Consider the following 14,487-nt stretch of genomic DNA (forward strand, 5'->3'; position numbering starts at 1 on the left):
GCCTTCGCGGCCCGCCCGGCGCGCGGCGCGCTCAGGCGATCAGCACGTCGTCGGACGCATAGTCGCGCAGCACCACCGCCCCGCTCGCGGTGGAATCCGGGGCGCCCGCGGCCTCGTAGATCATCAGCAGGTCCGGCCCCGCCCCGGCCACGGAAAAGACACCAGCCTCGGTCAGCTCGCCGCGGAACAGCGCGTATTCGCCCGCTCCCAGCACGGCGCCCAGATTGCCGGAGGGGATGGTCATCAGCTCGTCCAGCGCCACGGGCCCGCTCTCGCGGGTGGTGGCGCCGGTCTGGATCACCTCGCCCGAGCGGTAGTCGGTGATGACGTCGATCACGCCGCGGAAGGTGTCGCCGGCGGAGACGACGTCGTTGCCGTCATCGTCCTGCACGGAAAGGCTGCTGGTGTTGTTGAGCACGAAGCGGTCGGTGTTGGCGCCGCCCGTCATCACCGTGCCGTCGCTGACCTGGATGCCCTGGCCGACGCTGAAGCTGCGGCTGCTCAGCACGTCGGCGCCCGTGCCGCCATTGAGGATGTTGTCGTAGCCGAAGGCGGAGAGGGTGTCGTCGCCGCTGCCGCCATAGGCGGCGTTGCCATTGGCGTTCTGGCCGCTCAGCGAGATGGTGTCGTTCCCCGTGCCGCCGAGCGCCGTGTTGCCGCTGCCGAAGGTGCTGAGGGTGTCGTCCCCCGTCTCGCCCAGCAGCCGGTTGCCGCTGCCGGAGGCGCTGATGGTGTCGTCCCCCGTGCCGCCCGCCACGGTGTTGCCCTCTTCATCCGGGCCGGCGCGGTTGTCGACGGTAATCTCGTCATCGCCACCGAGGCCGAAGACGAACAGGCCGCCATCCTCGCGGCTGATCGTGTCGTCGCCGCGCGTGCCATAGAACAGCTTGTCGTTGATCCAGTTCACCACGGGCCGGGTGTAGTGCAGCCAGTCCGATGTCAGGTACTTGGCGAAACCCATAATCCTCGCTCCCCTCGAAACATCCGCGCCAAGCTTGAGCGGATCCGGCTTCCATTTCACGGGCCGGGACCTGCATCTATCGAATCTCAATTCGATTCCGAAATTACCATGCCGTGAGCCTGATCCCAGAAGGGTGGAACGCGGCGTGCCCGCCTCGCCCGGCGCCCTCGCGGCGGCTAGGATCGGCGGCAGAAGGGAGATCCATCATGTGCGGCCGCTTCTTCCTGCAACGCGATCCGCAGCGCCTGGCGGAGTATTTCGAGGCCGTTCCGCCATTCCCGAACCATCCGCCCTCCTGGAACGTGGCGCCGACGCAGGACTCGCTGGTGGTGCGCCGCCACCCGGAAAGCGGCGCGCGGCATCTGGGCGTGCTGCGCTGGGGGCTGGTGCCGCGCTGGGCCAGGGATGCCTCCGGCGCCGCGAAGCTGATGAACGCGCGCAGCGAGGGCATCGCGGAGAAGCCCTCCTTCCGCGAGGCCTTCGCCCGCCGCCGCTGCCTCGTGCCCGCCGATGGCTTCTACGAGTGGCGGCAGGAGGGCAAGCGCAAGCAGCCCTATGCCGTGGCGCTGCGCGACGGCGCGCCCATGGCGCTGGCCGGGCTGTGGGAGGGCTGGCAGCAGCCGGACGGCGCATGGCTGCGCAGCTTCAGCATCGTCACGACGGAAGCCAATGCCAAGCAGGCGCTGGTGCACCACCGCATGCCGGTGATCCTGCCGCGCGAGGACTGGCCCGTCTGGCTCGGCGAGGCGGAGGGCGATCCATTGGCGCTGCTGCGCCCGAGCCCGCCGGAGGATCTCGCCTGCTGGCCGGTGGCGGCGCGTGTCGGCCGCTTCGCCGAGAACGACGCGGGGCTGATCGCGCGCGACCCGGCGGCCACGCCGCCGCCGGAGCTCGACGATGCCCCGCCCTACCCGCCGCCATAGCCGGCCACGCCGCGGAGGGGAAAAGGCACCGCCCGGCCATGGCCTGGACCTTTGCCTGTCATGGCGCCCCCCCTTCCCATATGATGGGCGTGGCTGACATGTCCGGATCTGGCCGGGCCGCCAGGCCGGCAGCCCGATCTCGACCGCGGCTCCGTCGAGCCGCCGCAGGGGAGAATGCAGAGTGAGCGCCACCGTCACCAAGCTGCGCGTCAAGGACGAGGACTTCCTGGTGGCCTCGATGATCGAGCGCTGCCCCAAGACCATGATGATCCGCGAGCTGCTCCAGAACGCGCTGGAAGCGGCGCAGTCGGCGCCGGAGGGCGAGCGGCGGGTCGAGTTCTCCACCGTTCCGGTCGGCGGCACGCCCAAGCTCGCCATCTGGAACAGCGGCACCGGCCTGACCGGCCCCGAGCTCTACCGGATGTGCGACATCGCCGCCTCCATCCGCAAGGAGACCGGGCTCGACCGCAATTTCGGCATGGGCGCCAAGGTGGCCTCCCTGCCCTCCAACCAGAACGGCATGCGCTACCGCTCGGCCCGCAAGGGCACGGTGCAGGAAGTGATGATCGGCAAGTATGAGGGTGTCTATGGCCGCCTGCTGCGGCCGGGTCCGGACGGGCAGATGCGCGAGGTGATCCATGTCACCGAAAGCGCCGCCGCCGAGGGCCGCCCGCTCGACCGGGAGTGGACCGAGGTGGTGCTGCTGGGCAACGCGCCCGAGCAGAACACGGCGGCCGACCCCTATAACGGCCATCCGCGCAGCCCGGCCCACTGGCTGCCCGACACCATCGGCCACCGCTTCTTCCGCTTTCCCGCCGGGACCGAGGTCGTCATCGGGCCCGGCATCGCGCGGCTCGCGCAGCCGCTGACGGTGGTGAGCCTGGCCGAGCGGCTGGCGCGGCTCGAGCACTACGAGGCCGTGAAGGGGCCGGACGGCATCGTGCTGCACTACGCCTACGATCCGGCCCTGCCGCGCAAGGAAGGCGTGATGCTGCACGAGAGCCTCGGCGCCGTCGTGCACCAGAACGAGATGTATGCGGTGGCGCGCGGCAATGTGTGGCGGCGCGAGGCGCCGAGCTTCGGCATCCCCTTCGCCGCGCGCCACGTCATCGTCCTTGTCGAGCTGCCGGACGACTATCCGGTGCAGCCGGAAGCCTATCGCGAGTTCCTGCGCTACCGCGCCGGCACCCAGGCCCAGCTGCGGCTGATGGACTATGCCGGCCTCGTCTCGCGCCACATCCCCGGCTGGCTGGCCAGGCTTCTGGCCGATGCCTCGCCCGATGCGCTCTATCTCGACGAGGTGCGGGAGATGATGCGCGCCATGCTGGAGGAGATGGAGGTGCAGCGCCGCCGCCCGCCGCCGAAGCCGGGCATGCCCGGCGCGGCGCCGCCCGCACCCCCGGCGCAGCCCGCCGATCCCGCCGCCAAGGCCGGACCCCAGGCGCCGCCGCCCGCCCCGGTGCTGGAAACGCCGCCCGCGCTGTTCCTGCTGCGCGACCCCGCGGAACTCGCCGACCGCGAGCTGACCCACCGCGCCGCCGCCTACTACGCCGAGACGCACCAGCTGCACATCAACCTGGCCTATCCCGCCGTGCCGGCCCTGGCCGGGCGGCTGCTGGCGCTGGCCCCCGCGACCGTGGACCCCGAGGCCGCGAGCGACGCGGCGCAGACCATCGCGGAGCGCGCCATGGTGCTGCGGGTGGTGCGCGCCCTGGCCTATGGCCTGGCCAAGCGCGACCAGCCCAAGGCCTGGCGGGAGGCGCATCTGCGCGCCCTGCTCTCGCCGGAAAGCCTGACCCTGGCGGGGGATGACATCGAGACCGGCTGGCCGGACGCCGAGCAGGCCATGCGCACCGCCCTCCTCACCCTGCCGCCCGCCCCGGCCGAGGCGGGCGCGGAGGCGCCCATCTGAGGCACTGGCCCGAGGCGCGGCCCTCCCGCCCGGGAGGGCCGCGCCGCCCCGTCAGTCCAGCTTCAGCCCGGTGCGCTGCACCACCGCCTTGAAGCGGTCGAACTCCTGCGCCAGGAAGGCGGCGGCGCTTTCCAGCGTGCTGTCGTTGCGCGGGTCGGTGCCGCTGCTGGACAGCCGCTCGCGCAGGGTGGGCTCGCTCAGCGCGGCGTTCGCCGCCTTGTTCAGCGCCGCCGCCACCTCGGGCGGCAGCCCCTTCGGCCCCACCATCGCCGTCCAGGTGGAAAGCGCGTAGCCCGGCACCCCCGCCTCGGCGAGCGTGGGCACGTCGGGGAAGGCCGCGTCCCGCGTTTCCGTGGTCACCGCCAGCAGGGTCAGGCCGCCATCGCGGATCTGGCCGATGACGGAGGCGATCTGGTCGATGGCGAACACCACCTCCTGCTTCAGCAGCGCCTCGGCCACCGAGCTGCCGCCGCGATAGGGGATGTGGTTGGCGGGCGCGTCCGCCATCTGCACGAACAGCGCGGAGGCGAGGTGCGACACGCCGCCGACGCCGGAGCTGGCATAGCCATCCGCCCCCTGCTTCTCCTTCAGCCGGGCGATCAGCTGCGGCACGCTCCTGATGCCCGAGGCGGCCGGCACCACCAGCCCCATGGCACTGGTGCCGACGATGGCGATGGGCGTGAAGTCCTCCACCGGATGGTATCTGGCGATGTTGGGCTGCGCCGCCGGCGCCACCGCCAGGGTGGAGGCGGAGCCCACCAGCAGCGTGTAGCCATCCGGCCGGGCGCGGCGGACATAGTCGGCGCCGAGGCTGGAGCCGGCGCCGGGCCTGTTCTCCACCAGGGCGCGCCCGTCGCCGCCAAGCAGCGGGCCCATGCGGTCGGCCAGCACGCGGCCGGCGAGGTCGGTGGCGCCGCCCGGCGCGAAGGGCACCACCACGGTGATGGCGCGGTCCGGATAGGCGGCGGCCCGGGCGGGGCGGAAGCCGGCGGCCGAAAGGGTGCCGGCCAGGGCGAGGGCGCCGAGGCCACGGCGCGGCAAAGCGCCCTGCGAAGCGGGGTTGCGCATGGAACGTCCTCCAGAAGTTTTCTTTCGGCGCCCACTCTTTCCGTCTCGGCCAGACGAGTCAACGGCATTGTCGACAATCTCATTGACGATTAACCTGACCGACACCGCGCACCACGAAAGCCACGCGCATGGCCGATGCCGCCCGAAATGACGTCGCCCGGAATGACATAGCCTGGAATGATTCTGCCCGAGATGAGGGTGCCCTTCCCCTGCCCGCCGCCATCGCCGCGGCATTGGAGGAGGACATCGTCTTCGGCCGCCTGCACACGCGCGAGCGGCTGATCGAGGAGGAGCTGGCCGAGCGCTTCCGCGCCACGCGCCACACGGTGCGGCAGGCCCTGGCCGAGCTGGAGCGGATGCGGCTGATCGAGCGCATCCCGCACCGCGGCGCGCTGGTGAAGGCCTACAACCCGGCCGAGGTGCGCCAGCTCTATGCCCTGCGCGAGATGCTGGAAACCCAGGCCGCCGCGCTGATCCCGCTGCCGCTGGAGGAGGCCGCGCTGGCGCCGTTGCGCGGCCTGCAACAGAAGCACGCCGCCGCCGTCGCCGCCGGCGATGCGCGGGCCGTGTTCCGCGCCGACCTCGCCTTCCACCGCGCGCTCTTCGCCCATTGCGGCAACCTGTTCCTGGCCGAGACCATCGAGGAGCTGGGCCAGCGCGCGCAGGTGATCCGCTATGCCAACCTGCGCAGCCGGAGCAGCATGGAATGGGCGCGCGACCAGCACGCCGCCATGCTCGGCGCGCTGGAGCGTGGCGAGCGCGGCGCCCTGGTCGCGCTCTGCGCCGCGCATTTCGCCCCCGCCCGCGAAGCCTATCTCAGCCAGCACCCCGCCCTGCTCGGCTGATGGCCGCCCGAACCCCTGAGGAAGCCCTGCCCATGACCGAGAAGCCCGAGCCCGTCGGCCTGACCCGTGGCCTGACCAACTATGGCGACATGGATTTCGCGCGCTACCTGCGCCTGTCCATGGCGCGCTCCATGGGCCTTTCCTCCGAGCTGCTGCGCAAGCCGGTGGTGGGCATCGCCGCCACCTATTCCGAGTTCAACAACTGCCACCGCCAGGTGCCGGAGCTGGTGGCGGCGGTGAAGCGCGGCGTGCTGGCGGCCGGCGGCCTGCCGCTGGAGTTCCCCACCATCTCGCTCGGCGAGGTGTTCCTCAACCCCACCAGCCTGTTCTTCCGCAACCTGATGGCGATCGACACCGAGGAGATGGTGCGCGGCCAGCCGATGGACGCGGTGGTGCTGGTGGGCGGCTGCGACAAGACGGTGCCGGCGCAGCTCATGGGCGCCGTCTCGGCCAACGTGCCGGCCATCCAGGTGGTGACCGGCCCGATGATGACCGGGCGCTGGCGCGGCGAGCGGCTCGGCGCCTGCACCGATTGCCGCCGCTTCTGGGCCAAGTTCCGCGCCGGCGAGATCGACGCCGACACCATCGAGGAGGTGGAGGGCAACCTCGCCACCACCGCCGGCACCTGCGCGGTGATGGGCACCGCCTCCACCATGGCATCGCTGGCCGAGGCGCTGGGCATGATGCTGCCCGGCACCGCCGCCATCCCCGCCGTGCATGCCGACCGCATCCGCGCCGCCGAGGCTTCCGGCGCCGCCGCCATGATGCTGGCGGCGAAGCGGATCACGCCCGACCGGATCATCACCGAGAAGTCGGTGGAGAACGCGCTGCGCGTGCTGCTGGCGATCGGCGGCTCGACCAACGCCATCATCCACCTCACCGCCATCGCCGGCCGCGCCGGCATCACGGTGGACCTGAACCGGCTCAACGCGCTGTCCGACACCACCCCCGTGCTGGTGGACCTCAAGCCCACCGGCCCCTTCTACATGGAGGACCTGCATGTGGCGGGCGGCATCGGCGCCGTGCTGCGGGAGCTGAAGCCGCTGCTGCACCTCGACGCCCTGACCGTGACGGGCGAGACGCTGGGCGAGCGGCTGGCCGCCGAGCCCGGCTATGTGGACCGCGCCGTGGTCCGCACGCGGGAGGAGCCGCTGCAGCCGGAAGGCGGGCTGGTGGCCCTGTTCGGCTCCCTCGCCCCGCGCGGCGCCATCCTCAAGCGCGCTGCGGCCGATCCGAAGCTGTTCGAGAAGGAGGCGCGCGCCGTCGTCTTCACCTCGCTGGAGGACCTCGCCGCCCGCATCGACAGCCCCGACCTGGACGTGACGGCGGACGACTTCCTGGTGCTGCAGAACGCCGGTCCGCTCTCGCCCTCCGGCATGCCGGAGGCGGGCTACCTGCCCATCCCCGCCAAGCTGGCGCGCGCCGGGGTGAAGGACATGGTCCGCATCTCGGACGCCCGCATGTCCGGCACCGCCTACGGCACCATCGTGCTGCACGTCTCGCCGGATGCCGCCTCGGGCGGGCCGCTCGGGCTGGTGCGGAACGGCGACCGCATCCGCCTGTCGGTGAAGGAGCGGCGCATCGACCTGCTGGTGGAGGAGGCGGAGCTGGCCCGCCGCCGCGCCGAGGCGCCCGCCGCCGCCGCCATGCCGAAGCGCGGCTATGCCCGGCTCTACAAGGAGCAGGTGCTGCAGGCCGATGAGGGCTGCGACCTCGACTTCCTGCGCGCTGAGCCTTCCTGCCCGTCCGCCGGCCGTGCCACCGACTGAGCGGGGCAAGCGCGACGCGGGGCTGCAACCCGGCCCCGAAGCGCCTAGATAGGGGGCCGGGAGGACGGCCTCCCCGCGCATCGGTCACGGCAGGGACGGCCCCGCCACCTTCGGGAGGGGTCCTTCCCCATGTCCTGGATCTACCTGGCCCTGGCGGGCCTTCTGGAAATCGGCTGGGCCGTCGGCCTCAAATACACGCAGGGCTTCACCCGCCTCGTGCCCACCGTGCTGACGGTGGCGAGCATGGCGGCCAGCCTTGGCCTTCTGGGCCTGGCGCTGCGCGGCCTGCCGCTCGGCACCGCCTATGCGGTGTGGACCGGCATCGGCACGGTGGGAACGGCGGTCCTGGGCATCGCCCTGTTCGGCGAGCCCGCCACCGCCGCACGCCTGCTCTGCATCGCGCTGATCGCGGGCGGCATCATCGGGCTGAAGCTGGCCGGCTGATCCGGCGGGTGCGCGCGGCCCGCCCTACCAGCGCCGGGGCGGGCCGCAATCGAGATGCACGAAGCCCTCGCGGCGGTAGAGGCCCACGCCACCCACCTGCATCTGCGCGGCGGCGCGCGCCACGCCATAGGCGTTGCGCCCCGGCAGGCGGAAGTCGGCGGCCATGCCCGACATGTGCAGGCTCACCGTCGAGACGCGGCTGGAGCGGAGCTGGCTGTTGCGCTCCGGCGTGCGGTAGCCGCTGGAGATGACGAAGGCCTCCGTGGCGTCGAGCTGCTGCGCCACGGCGTGCAGCACGTCGAACAGCCGCGGGTCCATCGGCGTCACCTCGGCGGCGGACAGGTCGCGGAACACCCAGTCCAGCTTGTGCAGCGCCTCGCGGTCGTAGCGGCCGTTGCGGAAGTAAACGCCGTCGAAGCTGTCCTCGGTGTAGCTGCGCTCCACCCGCAGGCTGCGCACCGGGGCGAGCGGCGGCGCGGCGCGGGCCGCGCGCGGCACCGCCGCGCAGGCCAGCAGGCCGAGGCCGGCGGTGATCACCTCGCGCCGCCCGGCCAGGGCGGGGTCGCAGCAGGGGCAGTCCTGGGGCTTGTGTCGTCCGAACGGCATCAAGGGCTCGCGAGCTTGGTCGCCTCTGCCTGGGCGGAAGCCTCGGCATGGGCGGGGCGGAACTGTTCCGGCGCCGGATGCGCCAGGGCGGGAGTGGCGGGAACGGCGGCGGTCCGGGATGCCGCCCTGGCGGGGGCGCCCTGTGCCAGCGGCGGGGCCGCCGGTGGCGCCGCCGGGCTGGCAGGCGGGCGGCGCTGGTCCAGCAGCCGCAGATAGTCGGCATCCAGCCCGTATATGTCGGGGCGGACGCGCACCAGCCCGCCCTCCGCCGTCACGGTGGTGTAGGCCAGCCGCACCGGCAGGGCGCGCGACAGGCTCACGAAGCTGGTCTGCCGGCTGTCCAGCGCCTGCTGGGCGCGCTCGCGGTTCCAGCCCGGCGCACCCTCCAGCACCAGCGCCAGCAGCTCCATGGGCTGGCTGAGGCGGATGCAGCCGGAGGACAGGGCGCGGTCGCCGCGGCCGAACAGGTGGCGGTCCGGCGTGTCGTGCAGGTAGATGTCGTCGCCGTTCGGCATGACGAACTTCAGCCGCCCCAGCGCGCTGACGTCGCTGGCGTCCTGCCGCACGATGTAGGGGAAGCGCTTGGGGTTCACGCCGGCCCAGTCCACCGTCATCGGGTCCACCTCCACCCGCTCGCCGCCGACCACGGTGAACAGGCGGAAGCCCTTCTCCATCATGGCGCGCGGGTCGCGGCGGAAGCGCGGCAGCAGGTCCTCGCGCGCGTTGCGCTCGGGCACGCCCCAGGGCGGGTTGAACTGCACCGCCGTCATCCGCACGGCAAGCGGCGGCGTGGCCCGCGCCGGCTTGCCGACGATGACCGGCATCTCCAGCAGGGTGCGCGCTCCCTCCATCACCCAGAGGCGGTATTCGGGGATGTTCACCTCGACGCGCCGCCCGGCGGGCGGCGGGGCGGCGCCGCGCCGCATGTCCATCGCCACGCGCACCTGGCCGAGCCAGGCCTCGGCCGGGCGGTTCATCAGCCGCAGCGTGGCGGGGCCCACGCGGCCATCCACGTCCAGCCCGTGCGCCGCCTGCCAGCGGCGCACCGCCTCGTCCAGCGCCGGGTCGAACAGCTCGCCGCCATCGGGGGCGGCGGCCAGGGTGGTGTCGTCGGCCGCCAGGCGGGCGCGCAGGGCCGGGACGCGCACCGGGTCGGTCATGCCGGGGTCCAGCGTGCCGCCAGGCGGCACAACGGGCCATCCGCCCGCCTCCACCCGCGCGCGGATGGCCTGCAGCGCCAGCCGCAGCGCCGGTATGTCGGGGTGGGCCAGCGCCGCCTGCTCGATCACCTCGGCCGGCTCGGGGCTGCTGCGCAGCAGCGCCTGCCACTGCGCCAGGCGCTGGGCGGAAAGGTCGCGGCGGATGTCCGGGCGGCCCGGGGGCGCGGCGACACGGCCCTGCACCAGGTCGGCCAGGGCGGCGGCGGCGGCGGCCTGGAGGGCGGCGGCATGGCCCTGCGGGTCGGTGCCCATCCGCGCGTCGGGCGGGATGTCATAGAGGCGGGGCGAGAGGCCGTCGATCGTCAGCAGCCGCAGCCGCGCGGCCAGCCGCAGCATCGCCTCCGGCCTGATCCGGGGCGCCGCCGGCGCGGCGGCCTGGGCGGGCGGCAACAGGGCAGGCAGGGGCATTGCCGCGGCGAGCAGCAGGGCAGGCAGGTCTCTCCGGCGCATGCCGCTCTCCTTACAGGCGGGCCAACGCCATCGCCAGCCTTGATACGCCGTTGTTACTCAGGCCCGGAGAGGATTGAAACGCCAACCCTCCGCTTGCAAGCTCAACCCTTGCCGCCCCTGAGCACGGCAAAGGGGTTGGGCCGCTCCGGCCCCGGCTCCGGGGCGGCCGCATCCTCCTCCAGCGCCGGCAGGCTGGCGCCGGGCGCGCGCGGATAGGGGTCGAGCGCCAGGGAAAGCTGCTCGGCCAGCGCCTCGCCCAGTTCCATCACGCCGCGTTCCGTCGGGATCTCGTCCGGCCCGTCCGGGTCCTCGTCGGAGGGCTCCCGGCCGGAGGGCAGGAAGCGCAGGTCCACCGCATCCTCGACCTTCTGCGCCACCGGCTCCAGCGTGACGACGCAGGACTGCACCACCGAAGCCTGCAGCCGCCCCCGTGCGCGGATGGCGCCACCCCCCTCCACGCGCAGCTCCAGCTCGGCGCCGAAGGCGGTGACGGCGGGAATGCCGAAGCGCCGGGCGAGCGCCGCGCATTCCGCCTCGGTGGCGCGCAGGCTTTGCCGGCGCCCTTCGGGGCCCACGGCCACCCAGGGCAGGGTGCGGGAGAATTCCAGGGGCTGGTCGGTCATGCGCTCTCCTTCGGTCACGGCATGTCCCGGGGCGCGGGAAAGGTCACCTGGCCGCGCAGCAGGGCATCGAGCCCCTGCCCGGCCAGGGCGTCGTCGGTGGCCATGGCCAGGGCCGCGAGCGCACGCGGCGCCGGCGCATCCTCGGCCACCGCGCCGCGCCAGACGTTGCGCGCCAGGGCGGCGGCCAGGGCGGCCTCGTCGCGCGCCTCCAGCGGCGCCTCATAGGCGCGGGCGCGGCCATGAAAGGCTTCCCACATGTTCTTCACCCGCTTGGCGATGGACATGTCGCCCACCCCCATCTCGCGCAGGTTGAAGTCCATGTCCGCGAACATGGCGTCGAACACCGCCTGGGCGAGGGCCGCGCCGCGCGGGTCGGGGTCGCGGTGCAGGCGGCGGATCAGCAGCGCCACCTGCAGGCCGATCAGGTCGAACCGGCCATCCAGCGTGTCGGCCACGCCGTAGCGCGCGAAGAACAGGGGGTGGCGGGCCGCCCGCACGGCGGCGCCGTAAAGCTCGAAGCCCTGCCGCTCATGCGGCTTGCGGCGGAACAGGCCGAACAAGGCCATGGTCGGAACAGGCTCCTTCGATGTTCCCGGGCGTGTTTCCCGGAGGAACGGCGCCCCGGGCACGGTCCCCCCGGCCGCACAGGCCGGTTGACCCCGGTGCGGGGCGGTGGCAATCGACCGTGCAGATGGACCGCAACCCCGCATTGGTCAATCCGACCGGCCCGCCGGCGGGCGCCGCGCGGGGCGAAGGCCGAGAGGAATTGGGGCGCCCCGTGACCAGCCACCCGAACAGCGACGTGACCAGCAGCGAGACCCACCGCGGCATGATCCGCCCGCGGCCGGCCGGCAGGGCGCGCGCCGCGCTGCTCGCGCTCCTCCTGGCGCTGCCGGCCGCCGGCTGCTCCATCTTCGAGGCGCCGCCCGTGCAGCGCGGCAACCGCGCCGACCCGGAACTGCTGGCCCAGCTCACCCCGGGCGTGCAGACCCAGGCCGACGTGCAGGCCCTGCTCGGCTCGCCCACCGCCACCGGCACCTTCGACCGGAACATGTGGTACTACATCAGCTCGGTGACGCGGATGCGCCCCGCGAGCCACTTCACCGTCGAGGACCGCCGCGTCATTGCCATGCGCTTCGACGAGGGCGGCACGCTGCGCGACATCCGCGAGGTGGGCCAGGACGACATGCGCCGCGTGGACATGGTGGACCGCACCACCCCCGTGCCGGGCACGGAGCGCACCGTGCTGCAGGCCCTGTTCGGCAACCTCGGGCGCATCGGCGCCGGCGGCCTCGGCTCGGAAACGACGCCGGGCGGCGGGCCGGGGCGCTGAGCGCCCCTCCTTCCGCGGCCTGACGAGAAAGCCCAAGGCGAGCCCCCCGGGCCTTCTCAGGCTCCCGCCCCAGCCCGGGAGAGCGCCCGCCGGCCGCCTCAGGCGGCGCGGGCGCGGCGCGATTGCAGCGCCACCAGCCCCAGCGCCAGGGCGATGGCCGGCACCAGCATCAGGTTCAGCAGCAGCCAGCCGGCCTGGGCGTGGATGGCGCCCGAGGCGAAGGCCGTGAAGGCCACGGTGCCGAACACGATGAAGTCGTTGGCCGCCTGGGCGCGCACCCGCTCCTCCGGCCGGTGCGCCTCGGCCAGCAGGCTGGTGGCGCCGACGAACATGAAGTTCCAGCCCAGCCCGAGCAGCATCAGCGCCACGCTGAAATGGCCGAACTCCCGGCCCGACAGCGCGACGCCCACGCAGAGCAGGTTCAGCACCGCCCCCGCCGCGATGATCCGCCGCACCCCGAAGCGGGCGATCAGCCGGCCCGTGACGAAGCCCGGCGCGAACATCGAGACCGCGTGGAGCTGGATGACCGTGGCGCTGGCGCCGACGCCGAAGCCGCAGAGCATCATCTCGAGCGGCGTCGAGGTCATCACCAGGTTCATCGTGCCATAGGCCACGGCGCCGGTGATGGCGGCGGCCAGAAAGGCGGGGCGGGCGAGGATCTCGCCGATCGGGGTCGCCACCTTCGGGCACGGGGGCGCGGGCGGCAGGCTGGCGCGCGAGAGCAGCGCCAGGCAGGCCAGCGGCAGCAGCGCCAGGATCAGGTAGGTGCCGAGGAACAGGAAGGGCGCCAGCATGTCGCGGCTGTGCTTGACCAGCTCCGGCCCGAAAATGGCGGACAGCACGCCGCCCGCCATCACCAGCGAGATGGCGCGCGGGCGGTAGGCGGGCGTCGCCACCTCGGCCGCCGCGAAGCGGTAGTGCTGCGAGATGCCGAAGCCGAGCCCGGCCGGGATGGCGCCCAGGCAGTAGAGCAGGAAGTCCCCCTGCCAGACGCCGAGCGCGAAGGTCAGGCTGCCGAGAAAGGCCCCCAGCGCGCCGAGGACGAAGCCCGCGCGGCGCCCGAGGCGCGCGAAGACCAGCCCCGCCGGGATGGAGGCCGCCATGGTGGAGGCCATCTGCAGCGCCATGGGCAGGGTGGCGAGCGCCTTGTCGCTGGCCAGGCTGTGGCCGATCAGCGCCGACATCGCCACCTGCCCCACCACGGAGGCGTTCATCAGCGCCTGGCAGGCGAACATCAGCCAGACCGTCCTGCGCATCTCGGCATCCGCCCGGGCATCGCCCCGGGCAGCCGCCGGTTCCGTTCCTGCCATCAGAAGTGGCTCCATCCCCCCTGGCCGGGATCGAGAGGCGCCCCGGCTCCATCCCGCACCGTAACCACGGCTTCGCCGGGCACGAAATGCCCGATGCGTGACACGGCCACGCCGCAGGCGACGGCCCGGGCGCGGACGCCGCCCGCATCCTCCGGCGCCGCGGCGAAGAGCAGCTCGTAATCGTCGCCGCCGGTCAGGATGCGGGCCAGCAGCGCCGGCTCCGCCCGCAGCAGCGCCCGGGCCTCGGCCGAGAGCGGCACCTGGGCGGCGCGCAGCACGGCGCCGCAGCCGCCGGCGCGGCAGAGATGGCCCAGGTCCTGGACCAGCCCGTCCGACACGTCCATGGCCGCGCGGGCGAGCCCCGCGAGCGCCAGCCCCAGGCCGAGGCGCGGGCGCGGCAGCCGGTAGCGATCCGCGAGGAAGCCGCCCGCATCCGCCGGGAAATGACCCTGCAGCACGCCCAGCCCCAGCGTGCCGTCGCCGATGCTGCCCGAGACCCAGATCTCGTCGCCCGGCCGCGCGCCGTCCCGCCGCAGCGCCGCCCCCGGCGCCACATGGCCAAGGATGGTGAGCGAGAGGCTGATGGGGCCGGGGGTGGAGACCGTGTCGCCGCCCAGCAGGACGATGCCGAATTCCCGCTGGTCGTCCGCCAGGCCGCCGGCATAGGCGGCGAGCCAGCCTTCCGGCAGGCCGCGCGGCAGCGCCACCGTCATCAGGTAGCCGAGCGGCGTGGCGCCCATGGCGGCGAGGTCGGACAGGTTGGTGCGCAGCAGCTTGCGGCCGATGGTCTCCGGCGGGTCGTCCGGCAGGAAATGGATGCCGGCCACCATGGCGTCGGCGGCCAGCACCAGCTCCCGGCCGGGGGGCGGCGCCAGCACCGCCGCGTCATCGGTCAGGTCCAGCGCGCCCGGGCCGGCGAGCGGCCGGAAGTGCCGGGCGATCAGGGAGAATTCCGGCGGCAATGTCATGGTGCTTCCCCCTTCCCCGCCCTGGCGGGAAACCCCGCCGCGCCCGGCCGCGCGG

Annotated in this window: 14 protein-coding genes; 6 read left to right on the forward strand and 8 right to left on the reverse strand. The window is 73.4% G+C overall.

The window, feature by feature from the left end:
* Positions 1-31: 31 nt before the first annotated feature.
* Positions 32-961, reverse strand: coding sequence for a calcium-binding protein (locus CR162_RS07120; RefSeq protein WP_099094845.1), 930 nt, complete (start codon positions 959-961; stop codon positions 32-34).
* 206 nt (positions 962-1,167) lie between these two features.
* On the opposite strand from CR162_RS07120, the gene CR162_RS07125 reads away from it, so the two are divergent.
* Positions 1,168-1,884 carry an SOS response-associated peptidase gene (locus tag CR162_RS07125; RefSeq protein ID WP_099094846.1) on the forward strand — a complete coding sequence of 239 codons (717 nt, stop codon included), beginning with the start codon at positions 1,168-1,170 and terminating at the stop codon, positions 1,882-1,884.
* Positions 1,885-2,065: 181 nt separating this feature from the next.
* Positions 2,066-3,796, forward strand: a complete 1,731-nt coding sequence (locus CR162_RS07130) for an ATP-binding protein (RefSeq protein WP_099094847.1) — start codon at positions 2,066-2,068, stop codon at positions 3,794-3,796.
* 51 nt (positions 3,797-3,847) lie between these two features.
* Here CR162_RS07130 and CR162_RS07135 read toward each other — a convergent pair whose 3' ends face one another.
* Positions 3,848-4,864, reverse strand: coding sequence for a Bug family tripartite tricarboxylate transporter substrate binding protein (locus CR162_RS07135; protein ID WP_099094848.1), 1,017 nt, complete (start codon positions 4,862-4,864; stop codon positions 3,848-3,850).
* Between the two features lie 128 nt (positions 4,865-4,992).
* On the opposite strand from CR162_RS07135, the gene CR162_RS07140 reads away from it, so the two are divergent.
* The 3 genes from CR162_RS07140 to sugE all read left to right on the forward strand — a co-directional run bounded on the left by CR162_RS07140 (position 4,993) and on the right by sugE (position 7,922).
* Entirely contained in the window at positions 4,993-5,709 is a 717-nt protein-coding gene (locus CR162_RS07140) for a GntR family transcriptional regulator (RefSeq protein WP_099094849.1), read from the forward strand.
* A 32-nt stretch (positions 5,710-5,741) separates the two neighbouring features.
* Positions 5,742-7,478 carry a dihydroxy-acid dehydratase gene (locus tag CR162_RS07145; protein ID WP_099094850.1) on the forward strand — a complete coding sequence of 579 codons (1,737 nt, stop codon included), beginning with the start codon at positions 5,742-5,744 and terminating at the stop codon, positions 7,476-7,478.
* Between the two features lie 129 nt (positions 7,479-7,607).
* On the forward strand, positions 7,608-7,922 hold the full coding sequence (gene sugE, locus CR162_RS07150; protein WP_099094851.1) for a quaternary ammonium compound efflux SMR transporter SugE: 315 nt from the start codon (positions 7,608-7,610) through the stop codon (positions 7,920-7,922).
* 24 nt (positions 7,923-7,946) lie between these two features.
* Here sugE and CR162_RS07155 read toward each other — a convergent pair whose 3' ends face one another.
* From CR162_RS07155 to CR162_RS07170, 4 genes are all read right to left on the reverse strand, one after another.
* A complete protein-coding gene (locus CR162_RS07155) occupies positions 7,947-8,528 on the reverse strand; it encodes a YcbK family protein (protein ID WP_099094852.1) in 582 nt (193 codons plus the stop codon).
* A complete protein-coding gene (locus CR162_RS07160; protein ID WP_099094853.1) occupies positions 8,528-10,198 on the reverse strand; it encodes a L,D-transpeptidase family protein in 1,671 nt (556 codons plus the stop codon). The genes CR162_RS07155 and CR162_RS07160 overlap by 1 nt, the downstream gene beginning before the upstream one ends.
* Positions 10,199-10,299: 101 nt before the next feature.
* Positions 10,300-10,821 (reverse strand): YceD family protein, encoded by a 522-nt coding sequence (locus CR162_RS07165; RefSeq protein ID WP_099094854.1) that lies wholly within the window; start codon positions 10,819-10,821, stop codon positions 10,300-10,302.
* 14 nt (positions 10,822-10,835) lie between these two features.
* Positions 10,836-11,387 (reverse strand): ubiquinol-cytochrome C chaperone family protein, encoded by a 552-nt coding sequence (locus tag CR162_RS07170; protein ID WP_099094855.1) that lies wholly within the window; start codon positions 11,385-11,387, stop codon positions 10,836-10,838.
* A gap of 212 nt (positions 11,388-11,599) precedes the next feature.
* Here CR162_RS07170 and CR162_RS07175 point away from each other — a divergent pair, with 212 nt between their 5' ends.
* A complete protein-coding gene (locus CR162_RS07175) occupies positions 11,600-12,154 on the forward strand; it encodes an outer membrane protein assembly factor BamE (protein ID WP_245870182.1) in 555 nt (184 codons plus the stop codon).
* A gap of 98 nt (positions 12,155-12,252) precedes the next feature.
* Here the strand turns inward: CR162_RS07175 and CR162_RS07180 are convergent, their stop codons facing one another.
* Both CR162_RS07180 and thiL read right to left on the reverse strand, forming a co-directional pair.
* Positions 12,253-13,464, reverse strand: coding sequence for an MFS transporter (locus CR162_RS07180; RefSeq protein WP_099094856.1), 1,212 nt, complete (start codon positions 13,462-13,464; stop codon positions 12,253-12,255).
* Complete coding sequence (thiL, locus tag CR162_RS07185; RefSeq protein WP_099094857.1) at positions 13,464-14,432, reverse strand: thiamine-phosphate kinase; 969 nt, start codon at positions 14,430-14,432, stop codon at positions 13,464-13,466. The genes CR162_RS07180 and thiL overlap by 1 nt, the downstream gene beginning before the upstream one ends.
* Positions 14,433-14,487: the final 55 nt, after the last annotated feature.

This window comes from Teichococcus rhizosphaerae (assembly GCF_002631185.1).
GTDB lineage: Bacteria > Pseudomonadota > Alphaproteobacteria > Acetobacterales > Acetobacteraceae > Pseudoroseomonas > Pseudoroseomonas rhizosphaerae.

Coding starts and splice junctions, on each gene's coding strand:
- CR162_RS07135 (WP_099094848.1), bottom strand. CDS start 4,864: ATGCGCAACCCCGCTTCGCAGGGCGCTTTGCCGCGCCGTGGCCTCGGC.
- CR162_RS07170 (WP_099094855.1), bottom strand. CDS start 11,387: ATGGCCTTGTTCGGCCTGTTCCGCCGCAAGCCGCATGAGCGGCAGGGC.
- CR162_RS07165 (WP_099094854.1), bottom strand. CDS start 10,821: ATGACCGACCAGCCCCTGGAATTCTCCCGCACCCTGCCCTGGGTGGCC.
- sugE (WP_099094851.1), top strand. CDS start 7,608: ATGTCCTGGATCTACCTGGCCCTGGCGGGCCTTCTGGAAATCGGCTGG.
- CR162_RS07180 (WP_099094856.1), bottom strand. CDS start 13,464: ATGGCAGGAACGGAACCGGCGGCTGCCCGGGGCGATGCCCGGGCGGAT.
- CR162_RS07160 (WP_099094853.1), bottom strand. CDS start 10,198: ATGCGCCGGAGAGACCTGCCTGCCCTGCTGCTCGCCGCGGCAATGCCC.
- CR162_RS07155 (WP_099094852.1), bottom strand. CDS start 8,528: ATGCCGTTCGGACGACACAAGCCCCAGGACTGCCCCTGCTGCGACCCC.
- CR162_RS07125 (WP_099094846.1), top strand. CDS start 1,168: ATGTGCGGCCGCTTCTTCCTGCAACGCGATCCGCAGCGCCTGGCGGAG.
- CR162_RS07120 (WP_099094845.1), bottom strand. CDS start 961: ATGGGTTTCGCCAAGTACCTGACATCGGACTGGCTGCACTACACCCGG.
- thiL (WP_099094857.1), bottom strand. CDS start 14,432: ATGACATTGCCGCCGGAATTCTCCCTGATCGCCCGGCACTTCCGGCCG.
- CR162_RS07140 (WP_099094849.1), top strand. CDS start 4,993: ATGGCCGATGCCGCCCGAAATGACGTCGCCCGGAATGACATAGCCTGG.
- CR162_RS07145 (WP_099094850.1), top strand. CDS start 5,742: ATGACCGAGAAGCCCGAGCCCGTCGGCCTGACCCGTGGCCTGACCAAC.